15 protein-coding genes are annotated in these 15,449 nt (G+C 34.3%); 10 read left to right on the top strand and 5 right to left on the bottom strand.

What is annotated here, in order from left to right:
• Positions 1–166: 166 nt before the first annotated feature.
• From MN581_RS00450 to MN581_RS00460, 3 genes are read right to left on the bottom strand one after another with little or no spacing between them, the layout of a single operon-like run.
• Entirely contained in the window at positions 167–1,180 is a 1,014-nt protein-coding gene (locus tag MN581_RS00450; RefSeq protein WP_241698920.1) for an aspartate-semialdehyde dehydrogenase, read from the bottom strand.
• Positions 1,177–2,490 (bottom strand): aspartate kinase, encoded by a 1,314-nt coding sequence (locus MN581_RS00455; RefSeq protein WP_241698921.1) that lies wholly within the window; start codon positions 2,488–2,490, stop codon positions 1,177–1,179. The genes MN581_RS00450 and MN581_RS00455 overlap by 4 nt, the downstream gene beginning before the upstream one ends.
• A complete protein-coding gene (locus MN581_RS00460) occupies positions 2,483–3,622 on the bottom strand; it encodes a homoserine dehydrogenase (protein WP_241698922.1) in 1,140 nt (379 codons plus the stop codon). Before MN581_RS00460 ends, MN581_RS00455 begins: the two co-directional genes overlap by 8 nt.
• 83 nt (positions 3,623–3,705) lie before the next feature.
• Here MN581_RS00460 and thrC point away from each other — a divergent pair, with 83 nt between their 5' ends.
• Genes thrC through MN581_RS00475 form a run of 3 tightly spaced genes read left to right on the top strand, consistent with a single transcriptional unit; the run spans position 3,706 to position 6,499 of the window.
• On the top strand, positions 3,706–5,196 hold the full coding sequence (gene thrC, locus MN581_RS00465; RefSeq protein WP_241698923.1) for a threonine synthase: 1,491 nt from the start codon (positions 3,706–3,708) through the stop codon (positions 5,194–5,196).
• Positions 5,196–6,080: a homoserine kinase gene (thrB, locus tag MN581_RS00470; protein WP_117972160.1), complete on the top strand. Its 885-nt coding sequence runs from the start codon at positions 5,196–5,198 to the stop codon at positions 6,078–6,080. Before thrC ends, thrB begins: the two co-directional genes overlap by 1 nt.
• Positions 6,062–6,499 carry an ACT domain-containing protein gene (locus tag MN581_RS00475; RefSeq protein WP_117972161.1) on the top strand — a complete coding sequence of 146 codons (438 nt, stop codon included), beginning with the start codon at positions 6,062–6,064 and terminating at the stop codon, positions 6,497–6,499. Before thrB ends, MN581_RS00475 begins: the two co-directional genes overlap by 19 nt.
• A 46-nt stretch (positions 6,500–6,545) precedes the next feature.
• Here MN581_RS00475 and MN581_RS00480 read toward each other — a convergent pair whose 3' ends face one another.
• On the bottom strand, positions 6,546–7,940 hold the full coding sequence (locus MN581_RS00480; RefSeq protein ID WP_117972162.1) for an aminotransferase class V-fold PLP-dependent enzyme: 1,395 nt from the start codon (positions 7,938–7,940) through the stop codon (positions 6,546–6,548).
• Between the two features lie 332 nt (positions 7,941–8,272).
• Here MN581_RS00480 and MN581_RS00485 point away from each other — a divergent pair, with 332 nt between their 5' ends.
• From MN581_RS00485 to rlmN, 4 genes are all read left to right on the top strand, one after another.
• On the top strand, positions 8,273–9,595 hold the full coding sequence (locus tag MN581_RS00485; RefSeq protein WP_117972163.1) for a polysaccharide deacetylase family protein: 1,323 nt from the start codon (positions 8,273–8,275) through the stop codon (positions 9,593–9,595).
• A gap of 144 nt (positions 9,596–9,739) precedes the next feature.
• Entirely contained in the window at positions 9,740–10,930 is a 1,191-nt protein-coding gene (locus tag MN581_RS00490; RefSeq protein ID WP_117972164.1) for a coenzyme F420-0:L-glutamate ligase, read from the top strand.
• A 28-nt stretch (positions 10,931–10,958) separates the two neighbouring features.
• The gene (locus MN581_RS00495) at positions 10,959–11,279 is read left to right on the top strand and encodes a hypothetical protein (protein ID WP_117972165.1); all 321 of its coding nucleotides are present in this window, start codon (positions 10,959–10,961) and stop codon (positions 11,277–11,279) included.
• 126 nt (positions 11,280–11,405) lie between these two features.
• Positions 11,406–12,473, top strand: coding sequence for a 23S rRNA (adenine(2503)-C(2))-methyltransferase RlmN (gene rlmN, locus MN581_RS00500; protein WP_117972166.1), 1,068 nt, complete (start codon positions 11,406–11,408; stop codon positions 12,471–12,473).
• A gap of 43 nt (positions 12,474–12,516) precedes the next feature.
• Here the strand turns inward: rlmN and MN581_RS00505 are convergent, their stop codons facing one another.
• Positions 12,517–13,491, bottom strand: a complete 975-nt coding sequence (locus MN581_RS00505) for an FUSC family protein (RefSeq protein WP_117972167.1) — start codon at positions 13,489–13,491, stop codon at positions 12,517–12,519.
• Positions 13,492–13,581: 90 nt separating this feature from the next.
• On the opposite strand from MN581_RS00505, the gene MN581_RS00510 reads away from it, so the two are divergent.
• The 3 genes from MN581_RS00510 to MN581_RS00520 all read left to right on the top strand — a co-directional run bounded on the left by MN581_RS00510 (position 13,582) and on the right by MN581_RS00520 (position 15,382).
• Positions 13,582–14,007, top strand: a complete 426-nt coding sequence (locus MN581_RS00510) for a MarR family transcriptional regulator (protein WP_117972168.1) — start codon at positions 13,582–13,584, stop codon at positions 14,005–14,007.
• Between the two features lie 96 nt (positions 14,008–14,103).
• Positions 14,104–14,667 (top strand): 5-formyltetrahydrofolate cyclo-ligase, encoded by a 564-nt coding sequence (locus tag MN581_RS00515; protein WP_117972169.1) that lies wholly within the window; start codon positions 14,104–14,106, stop codon positions 14,665–14,667.
• Complete coding sequence (locus tag MN581_RS00520; RefSeq protein ID WP_233519144.1) at positions 14,654–15,382, top strand: rhomboid family intramembrane serine protease; 729 nt, start codon at positions 14,654–14,656, stop codon at positions 15,380–15,382. Before MN581_RS00515 ends, MN581_RS00520 begins: the two co-directional genes overlap by 14 nt.
• Positions 15,383–15,449: the final 67 nt, after the last annotated feature.

Consider the following 15,449-nt stretch of genomic DNA (forward strand, 5'->3'; position numbering starts at 1 on the left):
AGAATGCCCCTTTTTCTATGCCTCAAATAAAAAAACGCATTGATAGAATTTAATCTATCAATACGATTTAGTGTACAGCCTCTTTTATTATGATAGTACAAACTCGGCAAAATAAAATCATGAATTAGTCAAACCTCTTTATCTTTACAAGCACAAGCCAGTATGTTTAGTTAGAATGCTTTATGTAGTGTTCTAAAATTTGTACGGCATTTGTTGCAGCACCTTTTCTTACTTGGTCCCCACAACACCACAGAGTTATGACTGATTGATTACCGACTTTACTTTTTCTGATACGCCCAACATAAACTAAATCTTGGTTAGATGTATCAAGTGGCATTGGGTAACCTTGGTTGTCTAAGTCATCGACTAACTTCACGCCATCAGTTTCGCTAATGATTTGACGGGCTTCTTCAACGCTCAAATCATTATCTAAGAAAAGAGTGATCGCTTCTGAGTGCGAACGAACGACAGGAACACGCACACATGTACATGTTACATCAAGTGTTGGATGATGGAGGATTTTACGTCCTTCATTTTGTAATTTCATTTCTTCGCTTGAATGCCCTTCAGCATTAAATCCACCAATTTGCGGAATTAAATTATAGGCAATCTGATAAGGGAAGGCATGAGGAGTCACACTTTTTCCTTCAGAAATATCAACGACTTGAGTTTCAAGTTCTTCAATCCCTTGTTTACCAGCACCTGAAACAGCTTGGTAAGTTGACACAATCATTGAATTGATAGTGGCTTTTTTGTGTAGTTGGGCAATGGCAACAAGTGCAATAATTGTTGAACAGTTAGGGTTTGCAATGATCCCTTGATTGGTAAAAATATCATCAGGGTTCACTTCTGGTACAACTAAAGGTACGTCTTCATCTAGTCGATAAATACTTGAATTATCAATAATTAAACAACCTTGTTTTTTGGCTTCAGGCAGGTAGATACGAGCAATATCGTCATCTAACGCACATAAGACAACATCAATTCCTTCAAAACAGTCTGTTGTTAATGTTTCGATTACTAATTCTTTGTCACCAAACGCAACTTTTTGTCCAGTACTTCGTTTAGAGGCAAATAATCTTAATTCTTTAATGGGAATCTGGCGTTCTAACAGAGAATTTAACATCTCTTTTCCAACTTCGCCAGTGGCTCCTAAAATTGCTACAGTTAACTCGCTCATAAACTATCGTCTCCTTCAAATTCATAATAAATAGTTTGAATGGTTGTATTGTAATCTTCATTTTTGACCCCAATAATAATGGTCAACTCATCACTTGTTTGAGAAATCAGTGAGATATTGATGTGTTGCTCTCCAAGAGAGCTAAATAAACGACCACTCATACCTGTTTTGTTTTTCATAAAACGAGACACAATCGCAATAAGGGCGAAATCGTGAATGACACTGACTTTATCTGCTTGTGTACTCGCTTTTAAATCAGAGATAACTTCATAATAAAATGGTTTTAATTTTGCTGTTTCAACCACTAAAGAAAATGAATCCACACCAGTTGGAATATGTTCAACAATGATACGGTATTTTTCCATGCATTCTAATGCTTTTCTGATGGTACCAAAGTCATTGGACATATGGGATTTCACTACTGTGATAATGGAAAAATCCTTTTTACCTGTAATACCAGTGATTGCTTGACGCTTTTCTTGTTCGTCTTTAGCTGTAATTACTGTCCCATGATTATCAGGATCATTTGTATTTAAAATATGAATAGGAACCCCTTTTTCTCTAACAGGATTAACCGCTTCTTCATGGATAACATTAGCTCCCATGTAGGCTAATTCACGTAATTCTTCATAGGTAATGGTTTCAATTTGTTTTGGATTGTTCACGATTCTTGGATCGGCTTTTAAAATACCAGACACATCTGTCCAGTTTTCATAACAGACAGCATCCATTGCGCTAGCTAAAAAGCTTCCCGTAATATCACTGCCACCACGAGACATCAAGTGAATGGACTTATCAGGATAAGCCCCATAAAAACCAGGTACGACGATTTTATCAGAATGATTTTGAATGGCTTTGCATGAGCGTTTTTCATCAATTTGGCCATTTGGTTTAAAGATGATAATGTCTTTTGCATCAACAAACTTAAATCCTAAATAATTGCTTAATAATTTAGCTGTTAAATATTCACCACGACTGACTAAATAGTCTATATCAATAGAATCTTGCATTTTAGCATATAAAAAGTCTAAATCTTCAGAGATATTAGAGGTTAAATCAAGTTCGCTCTCAATTCTAGTTAATTTATCACGAATCATTTGAAATAAATCATCAAATGGCATCCCATATCGTTTATGTTCATAGCATAAATATAATAAGTCAGTCATTTTATGATCATCTGATTGTTCTTTCCCACTGGCACTTGTGACCACAACTGTTCTTGTTGGATCACTATCAATAATGTTTTTAACTTTTTTAAACTGAGTGGCATTCGCAACACTACTTCCGCCGAATTTTGTTACTTTAATCATGCCAGTCCTCCTGAGTAATCACTCTTACAATCAGAGAATCATTTAATTGTGTTTGTTTTTTGATGTCAGCTAATGTAATAGGATGAGTAATTAAATAATCACCATCTTTTTCTTTAATTAGCGCATCATCAATTGTTTCGTTTGTTCGAATAAAGAATGTATAGCGATTTATTTTTTTTTCAATTATATCATTATTTTCAACGTTGTCAGTATCAATATAAGAAATATTTTTTGAAATATCTAAAATATCTTGCACAACGGCATTAGCGGTTGGTAATTTACCTGCACCTTGTCCGTAGAATTTTAATGTTCCAATTGTTTTTCCTTCAAGGCTAGCGATATTATTGTTACTTGGAATGGTTGCTTCAACAAATGTTTCTGGTACAGCATGTAACGAGATAACCCCTTCGTCATGCGTAATTTCACCGATGTATTTTACAATATGGCCTTTTTGTTTGAAGTAATGAATATCGTTTTTTGTGATTTGTCTCATTGAGTGAACAAAGAAATCATCTGGATCGAGTTTTTTATTGAATGCTTTTCTAGCAGAAATAATTAATTTATTTAACACATCAAAGCCATCAATATCTGCACTTGGGTCAGATTCTGCGTAACCTAAATCTTGGGCTTCTTTTAATACATCATCAAAATCTTGGTCTTCTTTTAACATGGTATCTAAGATAAAGTTTGATGTGCCATTTAAAACACCATAGCATTTTGAAATAGAATCGATTCTTGAAGCTAATTCCACGTTTTTAATCCATGGAATTCCACCACCAACACTTGCTTCAAAGTTAAGTGACACACCATTTTCTTTTGCTAAATCCGTTAATGCGTCATAATGTCTTGCGATAACGGCTTTATTTGCAGTGACCACATGTTTTTTACTTTTTAACATGCGAGAGATTAAATCAAACGGCACATCAATGCCACCTAAAACTTCAACGACTAATTCGATTTCTTTATCGTTTATAATGTCGTCGATATCTGGACAAAAATTAGGAATATTGATATTTTTTTTGGGTCGTGACCATATCTTTTTTACACTAATTGCTTTTGCTAAATTTTTTTTCTGTAAAATTTCATAAACACCTGAACCAACAGTCCCATAACCAAGTATGGCAATTTTCATAATAAGTCCTCCTGTAAAATACACTTGTTTTTATATGGTGAACATTGTATCATAGACTAAAATGAAAGACAAGGAGTGTTATGATGGAAAAAAAATATCAAAGTACAAGAAATAACACGATTCAATTTTCTGCTAGTCAAGCGATTTTAGCAGGGTTAAGTCCTGATGGAGGGTTGTTTGTTTTGCCTAACTTAGATGAGGTGAATTTAGACGTATCGACTGTTTTAGATAAAGATTATCAAGAGATTGCTTCACTAGTTATCACTCAGTTTTTCAATGAGTTTTCAGAAAATGACATTAAGAAATGTGTGAAAGAGGCTTATACAAACACGTTTAGCGATGACAAAATCACGCCACTAAAAAAAGTAGGCGATGATTATGTTTTAGAATTATTCCACGGGCCAACATGTTCATTTAAGGATGTTGCCTTATCACTGTTGCCAAAATTAGTAAATTTGTCAGCGAAAACACAACATAATACCAACAAACGATTAATTTTAACCGCTACAAGTGGTGATACTGGTAAAGCGGCTTTAGAAGGGTTTAAAAATGATCCATTGGTGGATATGATTGTGTATTACCCCAATAACGGGGTATCAACCATTCAAGAAAAACAAATGCAAACACAAGATGGAGGAAACGTGTCAGTTGTGTCAATTAACGGAAACTTTGATGATGCGCAAAGTAATGTGAAACGTTTATTTCATGATGAAGAATTAGTGGCGTTACTAAAAGAGCATCACATTGAATTCTCTAGTGCGAACTCAGTAAACATTGGTCGTTTGATTCCACAAGTGGTTTACTATTTTGCGTCATACGTAGAACTTGTTAATATAGGTGAGATTAAACTAGGTGAAAAGATCGACTACATTGTGCCGACAGGAAACTTTGGTAATATTTTAGCCGGATATTACGCACAACAAATGGGGCTACCAATCAATAAACTCATTTGTGCCTCAAACGAAAACAACGTGTTATATGATTTCTTAAAAACAGGTGAATATGACACCAATCGTGAGTTTAAAAAGACTAGCTCACCAAGTATGGATATTTTAATTTCATCAAACTTAGAAAGAATGCTGTTTCATTTAAGTGGAGGGGATGCAAATTACGTTGCTGACTTGATGAATCAATTAAAAAAGACAGGGAAATTCAAAATTTCTGATGATTTATTACACACGATCCAAGAAACATTTGGAACGGGATATGCAACGGATAAACAAGTGGCTGAGCAAATTGACAAAGTGTATAACGAAAAAGGGTATTTACTTGATCCGCATACAGCAGTGGCTTCCTATGTATTGGAAAATAGTCATGAGAAGAAAGAAAAAACCGTGATTTTATCAACAGCTTCTCCGTACAAATTTGTCCAAGAAGTGAGTAAAGACATTCCAGAACTTGCGATTGATAGCGCGCAAGATGAATTCAAACTAATTGATGAATTAGAAGAAAAAACAAACGTCTATGCGCCACGTCAGTTGAAAGACTTAAAAAATGCGCCAATTTTACATAATCAAGTCATTGATATTGATGAGATGAAGGATATTATTATTAAACAGGTAGGTGAGTCCTAATGGTTCGTATTAAAGTTCCGGCAACATCTGCCAATGTCGGTGTCGGGTTTGACACATTAGGGCTAGCTGTGACGTTTTATGGTGAGTGCGAGGTTGAATTATCAGACAAGTTGGAGATTACAGGGTGTCCTGTGGCGTTTCAGACAGAAGATAATTTAATTTATCAGTCATACAAATACGTGCTAGATGACTTAAAACGACCTGTGACACCAATTAAATTACAGATAGATAGTGATATTCCATTTGCACGCGGTTTGGGTAGTAGTGCAGTGTGTATCGTGTCAGGTGTGTTAGCAGCCAATGAGTTGCATCAGCTTCATTTAAGCCAAGATGAGTTGGTGAAGTATTGTACTCAAATTGAAGGGCACCCTGATAATGTGGTACCTGCTTTATTAGGGGGATTAAGTGCCTCTTATCAAATGAATGACGATATTTTTTTCCAACATTATCCAGTTGATGAGTCGTATCAATTTGTAGCTTTTGTTCCCGATTTTACGTTGGAAACATCAGTCGCACGAGGAGCGTTACCTGAAAGTTATCCACTAAAAACAGTGGTAGCCAATCAAGCAAAATTATTGTTTTTATTAGACGCATTAAAAACAGGAGATGCGGCTAATTTGGATAAATTTTTAGATGATGGCATTCATCAGCCATACCGCAAAACATTAATTGACGAATATGATATAGTAGAAAATATCGCAAAAGAATCAGGAGCAAAAGGGTTTTATATTTCTGGTAGTGGCTCAACATTAATGGGCGTTTTCACGTCACAAGTTGACTTGAAAGGATTAAACATATCACTCAGCACGTTGAAACATAAATGGAAGGCTCTTGATTTATCAGTGGACTATAAAGGAGCAGAAGTATGTCACAGAACTATTTAATCGTCAATCAAGACGTATTACCTGAGGTTTTCTCAAAGGTAATCGAAGCAAAAAAATTATTAAATTCAGGAGATTTTAAACATGTGAGTGAGGTTGTCAATGAAGTTGGCCTATCTCGAAGTGCGTTTTACAAGTACAAAGACCATGTGTTTGTCGCTGATAAAACGGCACAAATCAGAAAAACACTCATTTCATTTAACTTAACCGATAAAAAAGGCTTGTTGTCTTCTGTATTAAACCGTCTGTCAGAGTTAGGTGGAAATGTGTTAACTATTAATCAAAATATTCCCATTCAAGATACAGCAACCGTTGTGATGGGGATTGATATTAAAGAACTATCAGTGTCAGTGAATGAACTCTTAGCAGAACTAGAAAAATTAACAGGAGTCAATCATCTACAACTCTTATCAATTGAATAATAAAAGCCGGACACGACGTTTTAAGTTATCGTGTTCGGCTTATTTTTTAGTTAGTTTCTAATTTTTCTATACAAGAAGAAATGTGTTCGATTGTTTTATCAATGTCTTCTTGTGTCGTTTCAGGCGATATGGTACACATACGTAATACCGTTTTCCCTTGAAGTTTTGTTGTCAAAATTTGAGCAAAACCTTGATTAGCAATCATATTTGAAAGGGCTGTATTGAATGAATTTAATTCTTCTTCACTTAAGCCTTCACGGTGATATCTAAAGTTCAGAATCGCTGTTTGAGCTGGTGTGATAATCTCTAGTTTTGGTGTGTTTCGCACGACAGACTCAGTGTATTCAGCTAGTTTGATTCCGTAATCAATCGTGTCACCTAATTTTTTCGTTCCAAGTGCTTGTATAGATAACCATAGCTTCACGCCACGAGCTGGACGAGATAAATCAAGTCCTAAATCCCATGTATTGATGTGCTCGTTTTCAGAAGCATCTTCTAAATACTCAGGCGTTTCACTAAAACTTCGCAATAAATCGGTTTTATCTTTTACTAATAACATCGCACAAGAGTAACTTTGGAAGAGCCATTTATGCGCGTCCCACGTGATACTATCAGCCTGTTCAATCCCTTTAAGTAAGTGAGTGTGACTTGTTGATAATAAAACCGATGCGCCAAATGCTCCGTCCACGTGCAGCCATATATCTTCTTCTTTACAAATTTTAGCCAATTCAGGTAATGGATCAATCACCCCCGCATTTGTTGTTCCAGCTGTCGCAATGACGATAAATGGATGTAATGCATTCTTTTTATCAGCTTTGATTGTTTCTTGTAGTACTGTTGGGTCAATTTTTAATTGGTCATCTGTTTTTACACGACGAATTCTTTCATCTGGAATACCAATCACGTGAAGTGCTTTATGGACACTATGATGTGCCTGATCAGAAATATAAACCACACCTCTTGTGATGTCATCTAACGATAAATATTTATCTCTGGCAGCTATAGTGGCATTTAGATTGGCCATTGAACCACCTGATAAAAATGTGCCACTTGCTTTTTTGGGATTATATCCAGCTTTTTCACATAAATAAGCCATCATTTCTTCTTCGATGACAGCTGTTCCAGAGCTAGAATAAAATCCTGCAGCATTTGGGTTATAAAATGATTCAAATAAGTCACCTAATTTTGAAATATCAACAACGGGTGCAGGAATAAAAGCAAAATTTCGTTTATGTTCACTAACATTTCTAAAAGGATAGACACTTTCTTCTAAAGTTGTGAGTAAACTAGATAGGTCTCGTCCTTCTTCAGTAAAGTTTAAAGTTTGTAATTGTTTGATTGTTTTTTCTGGAATAATATCGATTGGTTTTCCTTGTTGGATGGTATGTATATTGTCATAAAAAGTATCAATAAATTCTTTCATATAATCTTGAATGTCCATTATAAATTCCTCCTACTCATGATAGTTTATGCCTCACTATTCTATCATAGTTATTTAAAAAAAGTGCCGTTATTTGTATTGATAGTTGGATAATTCATGTTATCTTAACCAGAAACATAACTGTTTAACTGGTCACTTGATTGTTAATATTAAAAAATGAAAAGTGATAATATTTAAATAAATGAACAAAAAGTAATAAAATGTTATGTAATTTTGATAAAATAAAGTAAACCTACGTATTTTGTTGTAAGAAAGTCGGGAAAATAATAAACAATTTTTAGAATTACTGTTAGAATAGAACTGGTATATTTAGAAAGGTGTAGATTTTAAAATTGGCTGAAAAGAGAAAAAAGCAATTCATATTAATTTTTTTATTACTTATTTTGGTTGTAGAGGTCGTTTTTTTAGTTCGACGTATGACGTTAGATAAAAAAGCATCACAAACATTGGCTAGTGTGACAAGTGAAAAAAAGATGATTGATGAGTCACTAAATTCGCTTGCTCATAATACGTTAGAAAACTATGTTACTAGCAAAGATTTATTAACCACATCCAATAAAGCGCAAGAACAGGTTGAAACAAGTATCAAAAAAGTGGATGAGATTTCTAATATCTCTGGAAAAGTAAAGCATCAAAAAAGTCAGTTGTTAACTGAATTGCAAAAAGATTCAAAAGCGATTCAATTGGTTCAACATAAAATAAAAGTCTCTCAAGAGATGAGGGATATCTTTGGTACAACACCCTTTAGAAAAAATACGTTGGTTAAAAATCTAGCCATGACAAAAAGTGTTTCTTCTACTTTACAGGATGATTTAACATCACAGGTAAGTGCTTTACCAAAAGATGAGCAAAAGTCAGCTCTTGAAGAAGGACTGAAAGAAGTGACGACTCAAAATCAAGCGTTAGCAACCCTTGATAAAGAGATGGCAACTTATATTCAAAAAGATAAGATTAAAACTGTTCCGTCATCTGATGAATATAAAAAGTTAGATAAAGCAGTTAGCGAGTTAAAAAATGATAAACTCAAAAAAACGTATGCTAGTCAGTTATCACTTCTAGAGCAAGAGGTTATTAAAAATGATCCAACTCTTTTAAACGATGATAAAAAAGTGGCGTTAACGTTTGATGATGGACCAAACAATACCAGTTCATTGCAAATATTAGATACGTTAAAAAAATACAATATTAAGGCTACGTTCTTTATGTTGGGTTCAATGGTTGACACTTACCCAGATGTTGTCAAAAAAATTCATGAAGCAGGACATGATATTGGGAACCATACTTATGATCATAAGGATTTAACGAAATTAGATGAAGCAAGTATCAAGCAAGAAATTGATTCAACCAATCAAAAAATAGAAAAACTAACAGGTGAAAAACCAACGCTTCTTCGTCCACCATATGGGGCATATAATGAGCGTGTGACAAAAGTTGAGCCAAATATGTCCATTGCGTTGTGGAATATCGATACATTAGATTGGAAAACACATAATCCTACAGCTATTCTAGGGGAAGTTAAAAAAGAATTACAGCCTCATAGTATTGTGTTGATGCATGACATCCATCAAGACTCAGCAGATAGTTTGGAAAATGTCATTAAGTTTTTAAAAAGCCAAGATTATACTTTTGTATTGGCTAAAGACTTAATCAATTAAAAGTAAAAAAGATGATTAAATACCCGTTTAATCATCTTTTTTTATTTTTTCTAGCGTCTAAATTTTACTTGTCGCTTAAAACACTGTATAGTACTTATGGAACTAAATTAAAAATGAGTTGTATTCATGAGGGAGAGTAAAATTATGTCAAGAATCATTGGAACTGTATCAAGGGGATTACGTTGTCCAATTATTAATGAAGGTGATGATTTAGAATCAATCGTTATTGACAGTGTCATTGAAGCATCTAAAGAAGGAAACTTCTCAATTCAAGACAAAGATATTGTGGCTGTAACAGAATCGATTGTTGCTAGAGCTCAAGGAAATTATGCATCGATTGATCAAATTGCAGAAGATATTCGTCAAAAATTTAATGATGAGACAGTTGGGGTTATCTTCCCAATCTTTAGCCGTAATCGTTTTTCAAACTGTTTACGTGGTATTGCTAGAGGAAGCAAAAAAATTGTCTTAATGTTAAGTTATCCATCAGATGAAGTGGGAAATCATTTGATTTCACTTGACGCATTAGATGAAAAAGGAGTGAATCCTTGGACAGATACGTTAACTGAAACAGAATTTAGAGAGCTATTTGGTTATCAAAAACATACCTTTACAGGTGTTGACTATATTGAATACTATAAAGAATTAATCGCAGCAGAAGGTGCTGAGTGTGAAGTCATTTTCTCTCAAAAGCCTAAAACGATTTTATCTTATACAAAAAATATCTTAACATGTGATATTCACACACGTTACCGTACAAAACGCATCTTAGAACAAAATGGTGCGGAAAAAGTGTACACCTTGGACGATGTCTTATCTGAATCGGTTGATGGAAGTGGCTTTAACGAGCAATATGGCTTACTTGGTTCAAACAAATCAACAGACGATGGTGTGAAATTATTTCCAAGAAACTCGCAAGAAACAGTGGATAATATCCAACGTAAACTAAAAGAGTTGACTGGTAAACAAGTGGAAGTCATGGTTTATGGTGATGGCGCGTTTAAAGATCCAGTTGGAAAAATTTGGGAATTAGCTGACCCAGTTGTGTCTCCTGCATACACATCAGGTTTAGAAGGCACACCAAATGAAGTGAAGTTAAAATATCTTGCGGACAACAACTTCTCTGACTTACGTGGAGCAGCATTAGAAGAAGCCATCAAAAAACACATTGATTCAAAAGCAGATGACTTAACAGGATTAATGGAAGCACAAGGAACAACACCTAGAAAATTAACTGACTTAATCGGTTCATTATCAGATTTAACGTCAGGTAGTGGAGACAAAGGAACACCGATTGTCTTTATTCAAGGCTACTTTGATAACTTTACTAACTAATCAAGGCTAATAAAGGAGGCGTGTGAATATGACACAAGAAGAAATGGATGTGTTGACACAACATTTATCAGCAGACAAACAGTTTATTCATGATGGGTATTATCGTTTAAGAAAATTAGATGAGACTACTTATGAGGTTGCTTTTTTAGTTGCGGATGCGTGTGGGGCAACCAGTGTACACCCACAGATCACAATCGAAAAGCAAGGAGATACATGGCAAGCTGTGAAATTACTTGATTTTGTTTCAACACCAGTTGAAACGATTGTGTATTCACAAGAAACGGCTCAAGCATTATCAGAGAGATTAGAACAATTAAGTAAACAAGCATTACATGCTATAAATCAATAAAGTAAAAGCAAGAGAACAATTCGTTCTTTTGCTTTTTTTGTTGTGCATGGATAGTGAGTTTGTCATTGCAAATTAGACTTAAATCCTATATAGTGATTAAGTGTACAAAGTAGAAAAGAGGAATAAATAATGAAACCATCAATCTATGATTTTACACAACCTCAACTTGTTGACTGGTTTGTGAAAAATGGTGAAAAGAAATTTAGAGCAGCCCAAGTGTGGCAATGGTTATATGAAAAACGAGTGACTGATTTTTCAGAGATGAGTAATCTATCAAAACAAACAATTGAATTATTAAAAGAACATTTTGTATTAGATCCTTTAAAAGAAGTAGTCGTTCAAGAAGGTCAAGATGGAACGATAAAATATTTATTTGAGTTACCAGACCATCATATGATTGAAACAGTGTTGATGCGTCAAGCGTATGGTTTGTCTGTCTGTGTGACGACACAAATTGGGTGCAACATTGGTTGTACGTTTTGTGCGAGTGGGTTACTAAAAAAACAACGTAACTTAACAACAGGCGAAATTGTTGCTCAAATTATGAAAGTGCAGCACTACCTAGACAAACAAGGGCAAGGCGAGAGGGTGAGTCATATTGTGGTCATGGGAATTGGTGAGCCGTTTGATAATTATAACAATGTTATGAACTTCTTACACATTATGAATGATCCAAAAGGGTTACAAATAGGAGCAAGACATATGACCGTTTCAACGAGTGGTCTTGTACCAAAAATCAAGGAGTTTGCGACAAATGGCTTACAAGTTAATTTGGCTATCTCACTTCATGCGCCAAATAATGACACACGCACATCTATCATGCAAATTAATCGAGCGTATCCATTAGAGCGTTTAATGGATGCAGTGGATTATTACTTAAAAGAAACCAATCGTCGTATCACGTTTGAATACATTATGCTTCAAGGGGTTAATGACACACCAGAGCATGCCCAACAATTGGCAGACTTATTGAAAGATAAGAAAAAACTCACTTATGTCAACTTGATTCCTTATAATACAGTGGAAGAACATGACTTGTATCAACGAAGTACAAAAAAAGATACATTGGCTTTTTATGATATCTTAAAGAAAAATGGCATTAATTGTGTGGTCAGACAAGAATTTGGCTCTGATATTGATGCAGCATGTGGTCAACTTAGAAGTAAGCAAATGAGAAAAGAGAAGAGTAAATAAACTAAAAAAGCTACGCCATTTTGATAATGACTGTAGCTTTTCTCTATCTTATGATTAGTTTTTGAAGCACGTGACCTATCATCGCGACTATCATAGCAATTACGATTCCAATAAATAATCCGATAAATCGGTTAGCAATCGAGATACCACTTGGGAAAATAACGAGTGCTGCATTCATGGCAGCAATCGAATTAACAACCGTTTTGTGTTGATAGTCAACTAAAAAGTAACTGATGAATCCTACTGTTAAAATAAAGACAATGGCATAAGGTGTTGGAATTAGTTTAACTAAAAACAAATAAAAGACAATCACGCCAAACGTTGTTCCAATAATGCGTTCGCGTGTTTTTTTGACCGTTTCACTGAAATGAATTTCAGTCAATGACATCGCCACAATACTAATCCAAAGTGGCTTAGGTGCATGGAGTAAAATCGCAATTGTCATCGCTATTGAGACACTTAACGTCATCTTGAACAAATAAAAAGGATGTGTTAGTGAGCGAGTGATTTGTTCTTTTAGTGTAAGTTGTGAGTTGCTTAAAGGTTGTTTTTTAGTTGATTTAGTAGCTAATACACTTAGTACAATACTTCCTACAAGCAAACAAATGATTCGGTTTAGTGCATTTGATGACTCTACAGGTGTTGCCTGACAGAATAAAAAATTTATTAAATAAGGGATTGAATACTGAAAAACAATGGGTTCAGCAGTTAATAATAAAATCAGAAACGTAAACCCAGCGTAAATAACACATAAACCAAGTGGCCTATCATGTGGCAATTGGGATACGATCCCACCTAAAGGAAAGAGTAATAAGTTGGTGAGTGTCAGAACGCTATCTTTTACACCAAAATTAATTTTTGGAAACATTAAAAATCCAACACTTAACGCAACAATGGGAAGAAGATTTTCTTGACCGAAAATCAGTGTAAATAGTAAGATAAAAAGTAAATTACTCGTATAATCAATCAAATTGTTATGAAAATTTTTTTGTATATGTGTGGTTAGTTTAGTTAGCATGAATCAGTCATCTCCATTTTATTAGTACACAAATATGTACTAATAAGGTATCATGAAGAGGATAAAAAAGTCAATTTAGGAGGATGAAAAATGGATGATATTTCAAATAAATTACTAAAACTATTACCATATTGGCATTTTAATGTCGAAAGACGAATCAAACAAAAAAATGAACTGAATATTACGTATGAAAGTTATTATTGTTTATTAGGACTCACAAAAGTCAACTCTCTTACGATGAAAGAAATAGCGACGGATTTTTATTTTGGGAAACAACAAACCACGCGCATTATTAATCAATTACTCGAACACGGATTTGTTGAAAAAGTAGTGAGCCAACAAGATAAGCGTGTTACGCATGTTTCAATTACAGAAAACGGTAGAATGTATTTGCAAAAAAATCCATTCGATACCACAGATTTAAAAGAGGACTTGTCTCGTCGTTTAACTCAAAAAGATATGAAAGAATTTAATGAGAGTCTTGATGTCTTACTAAAAATTTTTAAAAAATTATAATGTTTGCATCAAAATATTTTTAATAGACTATTTAGATAAAGTTTACAAATAACTTGTGTTATAATATTTTGGTATATTGTTTAAGGGGGTGTTGAGATGAAACAAGCGATTAGACAAGGTATATTGGCTAAATTAAAGCATCTAGCAACACAAGAAGATAAAAAACATGCCTTAGAAGAGGATATGCTGTCTCGTTTATATGAAACTGACCAGTGGAGACAAGCAAATGTGATTGCCACGACTTACCCAATGACGCATGAATTTAATACAATAAAATTGATGAATCAAGCTTTTTTAGAAGGAAAAACGATTGTTATTCCGAAAACAAAAAAGCGTGGTGAGATGGATTTTTATGCCTATCATGATGACGTTGCGTTAGAATTAACACCATTTGGCGTGTATGAGCCAGTGGGCAGTCAACTCTATGATAAAAAATCAATTGATTTGATGATTGTTCCAGGGGTGGGATTTACACAAGAAGGCAAACGTATAGGTTATGGCGGCGGATTTTATGACCGATATTTAACTGATTTTAAAGGTCATACCATTAGTTTGGTTTTTGATGAACAGTTATTAGAAGAATTAGAAATAGAAGAACATGATAAGTTAGTTGATGCATTAATTTGTGCACATAAGGGGGAACTTTATGAGGGAATATAATACAAGTTATTGGATGCATTTCAAAAGAGGCCCATACTTTACGTATACGTTTTTAGCCATTCAAATAGTGGTGTTTATTTTGATGGAACTTGTTGGTATAAAACAAGGGATTTATTCTGGATCAGAAGATGTGGGAATATTATATCAATTTGGTGCTATGACCCATGCAGCCATTATTTTAGATGGCGAGTTTTGGCGACTTGTGACGCCTATTTTTGTCCACATTGGTTTTTTCCATTTATTATTAAATTCGTTGGGACTATATTTTGTAGGCCGTATTTTAGAGCCTTTAATTGGTCACACTCGATTTTTCCTTGTTTATATGTTAAGTGGAATTTTTGGTAATTTATGGAGTTTTGCCTTTGGTTCATCTAATTCTATTTCAGCAGGAGCGAGTACGTCACTTTTTGGAATTTTTGCGGCATTTATTATTCTAGGTCAGATTTATAAACATCATCCTGGTATTAAATACATGTCACGCAATATGACTCTTCTTATACTCATGAATTTAGTTATGAATTTATTTGATTCAGGTGTGGATATTATGGGGCATTTTGGTGGTGCATTAGGTGGATTACTTGTGATGATGGTCGTTGGCGTACCGTCTAGTCGATTAGGTTTTAATGAAAACATTGATTGGAAAAAGCGTGTGATAGCACTTGTTTTCTTCGTCGTATTGTTCGTAGGATGTTTTTATAAAGGATTTAGTAGATAAAATAAAAATAAATTCAGACGAGACTAGGAATATCTGGTACTTATCTGTATAATAAGGTCGGTAGTGA

Source organism: Vagococcus sp. CY53-2, from assembly GCF_022604695.1.
In the GTDB taxonomy this organism is placed as follows: Bacteria; Bacillota; Bacilli; order Lactobacillales; family Vagococcaceae; genus Vagococcus.

Excerpts from the sequence above, each read along its gene's own strand:
- MN581_RS00450 (WP_241698920.1), bottom strand. The coding sequence starts at position 1,180 with ATGAGCGAGTTAACTGTAGCAATTTTAGGAGCCACTGGCGAAGTTGGA.
- MN581_RS00455 (WP_241698921.1), bottom strand. The coding sequence starts at position 2,490 with ATGATTAAAGTAACAAAATTCGGCGGAAGTAGTGTTGCGAATGCCACT.
- MN581_RS00460 (WP_241698922.1), bottom strand. The coding sequence starts at position 3,622 with ATGAAAATTGCCATACTTGGTTATGGGACTGTTGGTTCAGGTGTTTAT.
- thrC (WP_241698923.1), top strand. The coding sequence starts at position 3,706 with ATGGAAAAAAAATATCAAAGTACAAGAAATAACACGATTCAATTTTCT.
- thrB (WP_117972160.1), top strand. The coding sequence starts at position 5,196 with ATGGTTCGTATTAAAGTTCCGGCAACATCTGCCAATGTCGGTGTCGGG.
- MN581_RS00475 (WP_117972161.1), top strand. The coding sequence starts at position 6,062 with ATGTCACAGAACTATTTAATCGTCAATCAAGACGTATTACCTGAGGTT.
- MN581_RS00480 (WP_117972162.1), bottom strand. The coding sequence starts at position 7,940 with ATGGACATTCAAGATTATATGAAAGAATTTATTGATACTTTTTATGAC.
- MN581_RS00490 (WP_117972164.1), top strand. The coding sequence starts at position 9,740 with ATGTCAAGAATCATTGGAACTGTATCAAGGGGATTACGTTGTCCAATT.
- MN581_RS00495 (WP_117972165.1), top strand. The coding sequence starts at position 10,959 with ATGACACAAGAAGAAATGGATGTGTTGACACAACATTTATCAGCAGAC.
- MN581_RS00505 (WP_117972167.1), bottom strand. The coding sequence starts at position 13,491 with ATGCTAACTAAACTAACCACACATATACAAAAAAATTTTCATAACAAT.
- MN581_RS00510 (WP_117972168.1), top strand. The coding sequence starts at position 13,582 with ATGGATGATATTTCAAATAAATTACTAAAACTATTACCATATTGGCAT.
- MN581_RS00515 (WP_117972169.1), top strand. The coding sequence starts at position 14,104 with ATGAAACAAGCGATTAGACAAGGTATATTGGCTAAATTAAAGCATCTA.
- MN581_RS00520 (WP_233519144.1), top strand. The coding sequence starts at position 14,654 with ATGAGGGAATATAATACAAGTTATTGGATGCATTTCAAAAGAGGCCCA.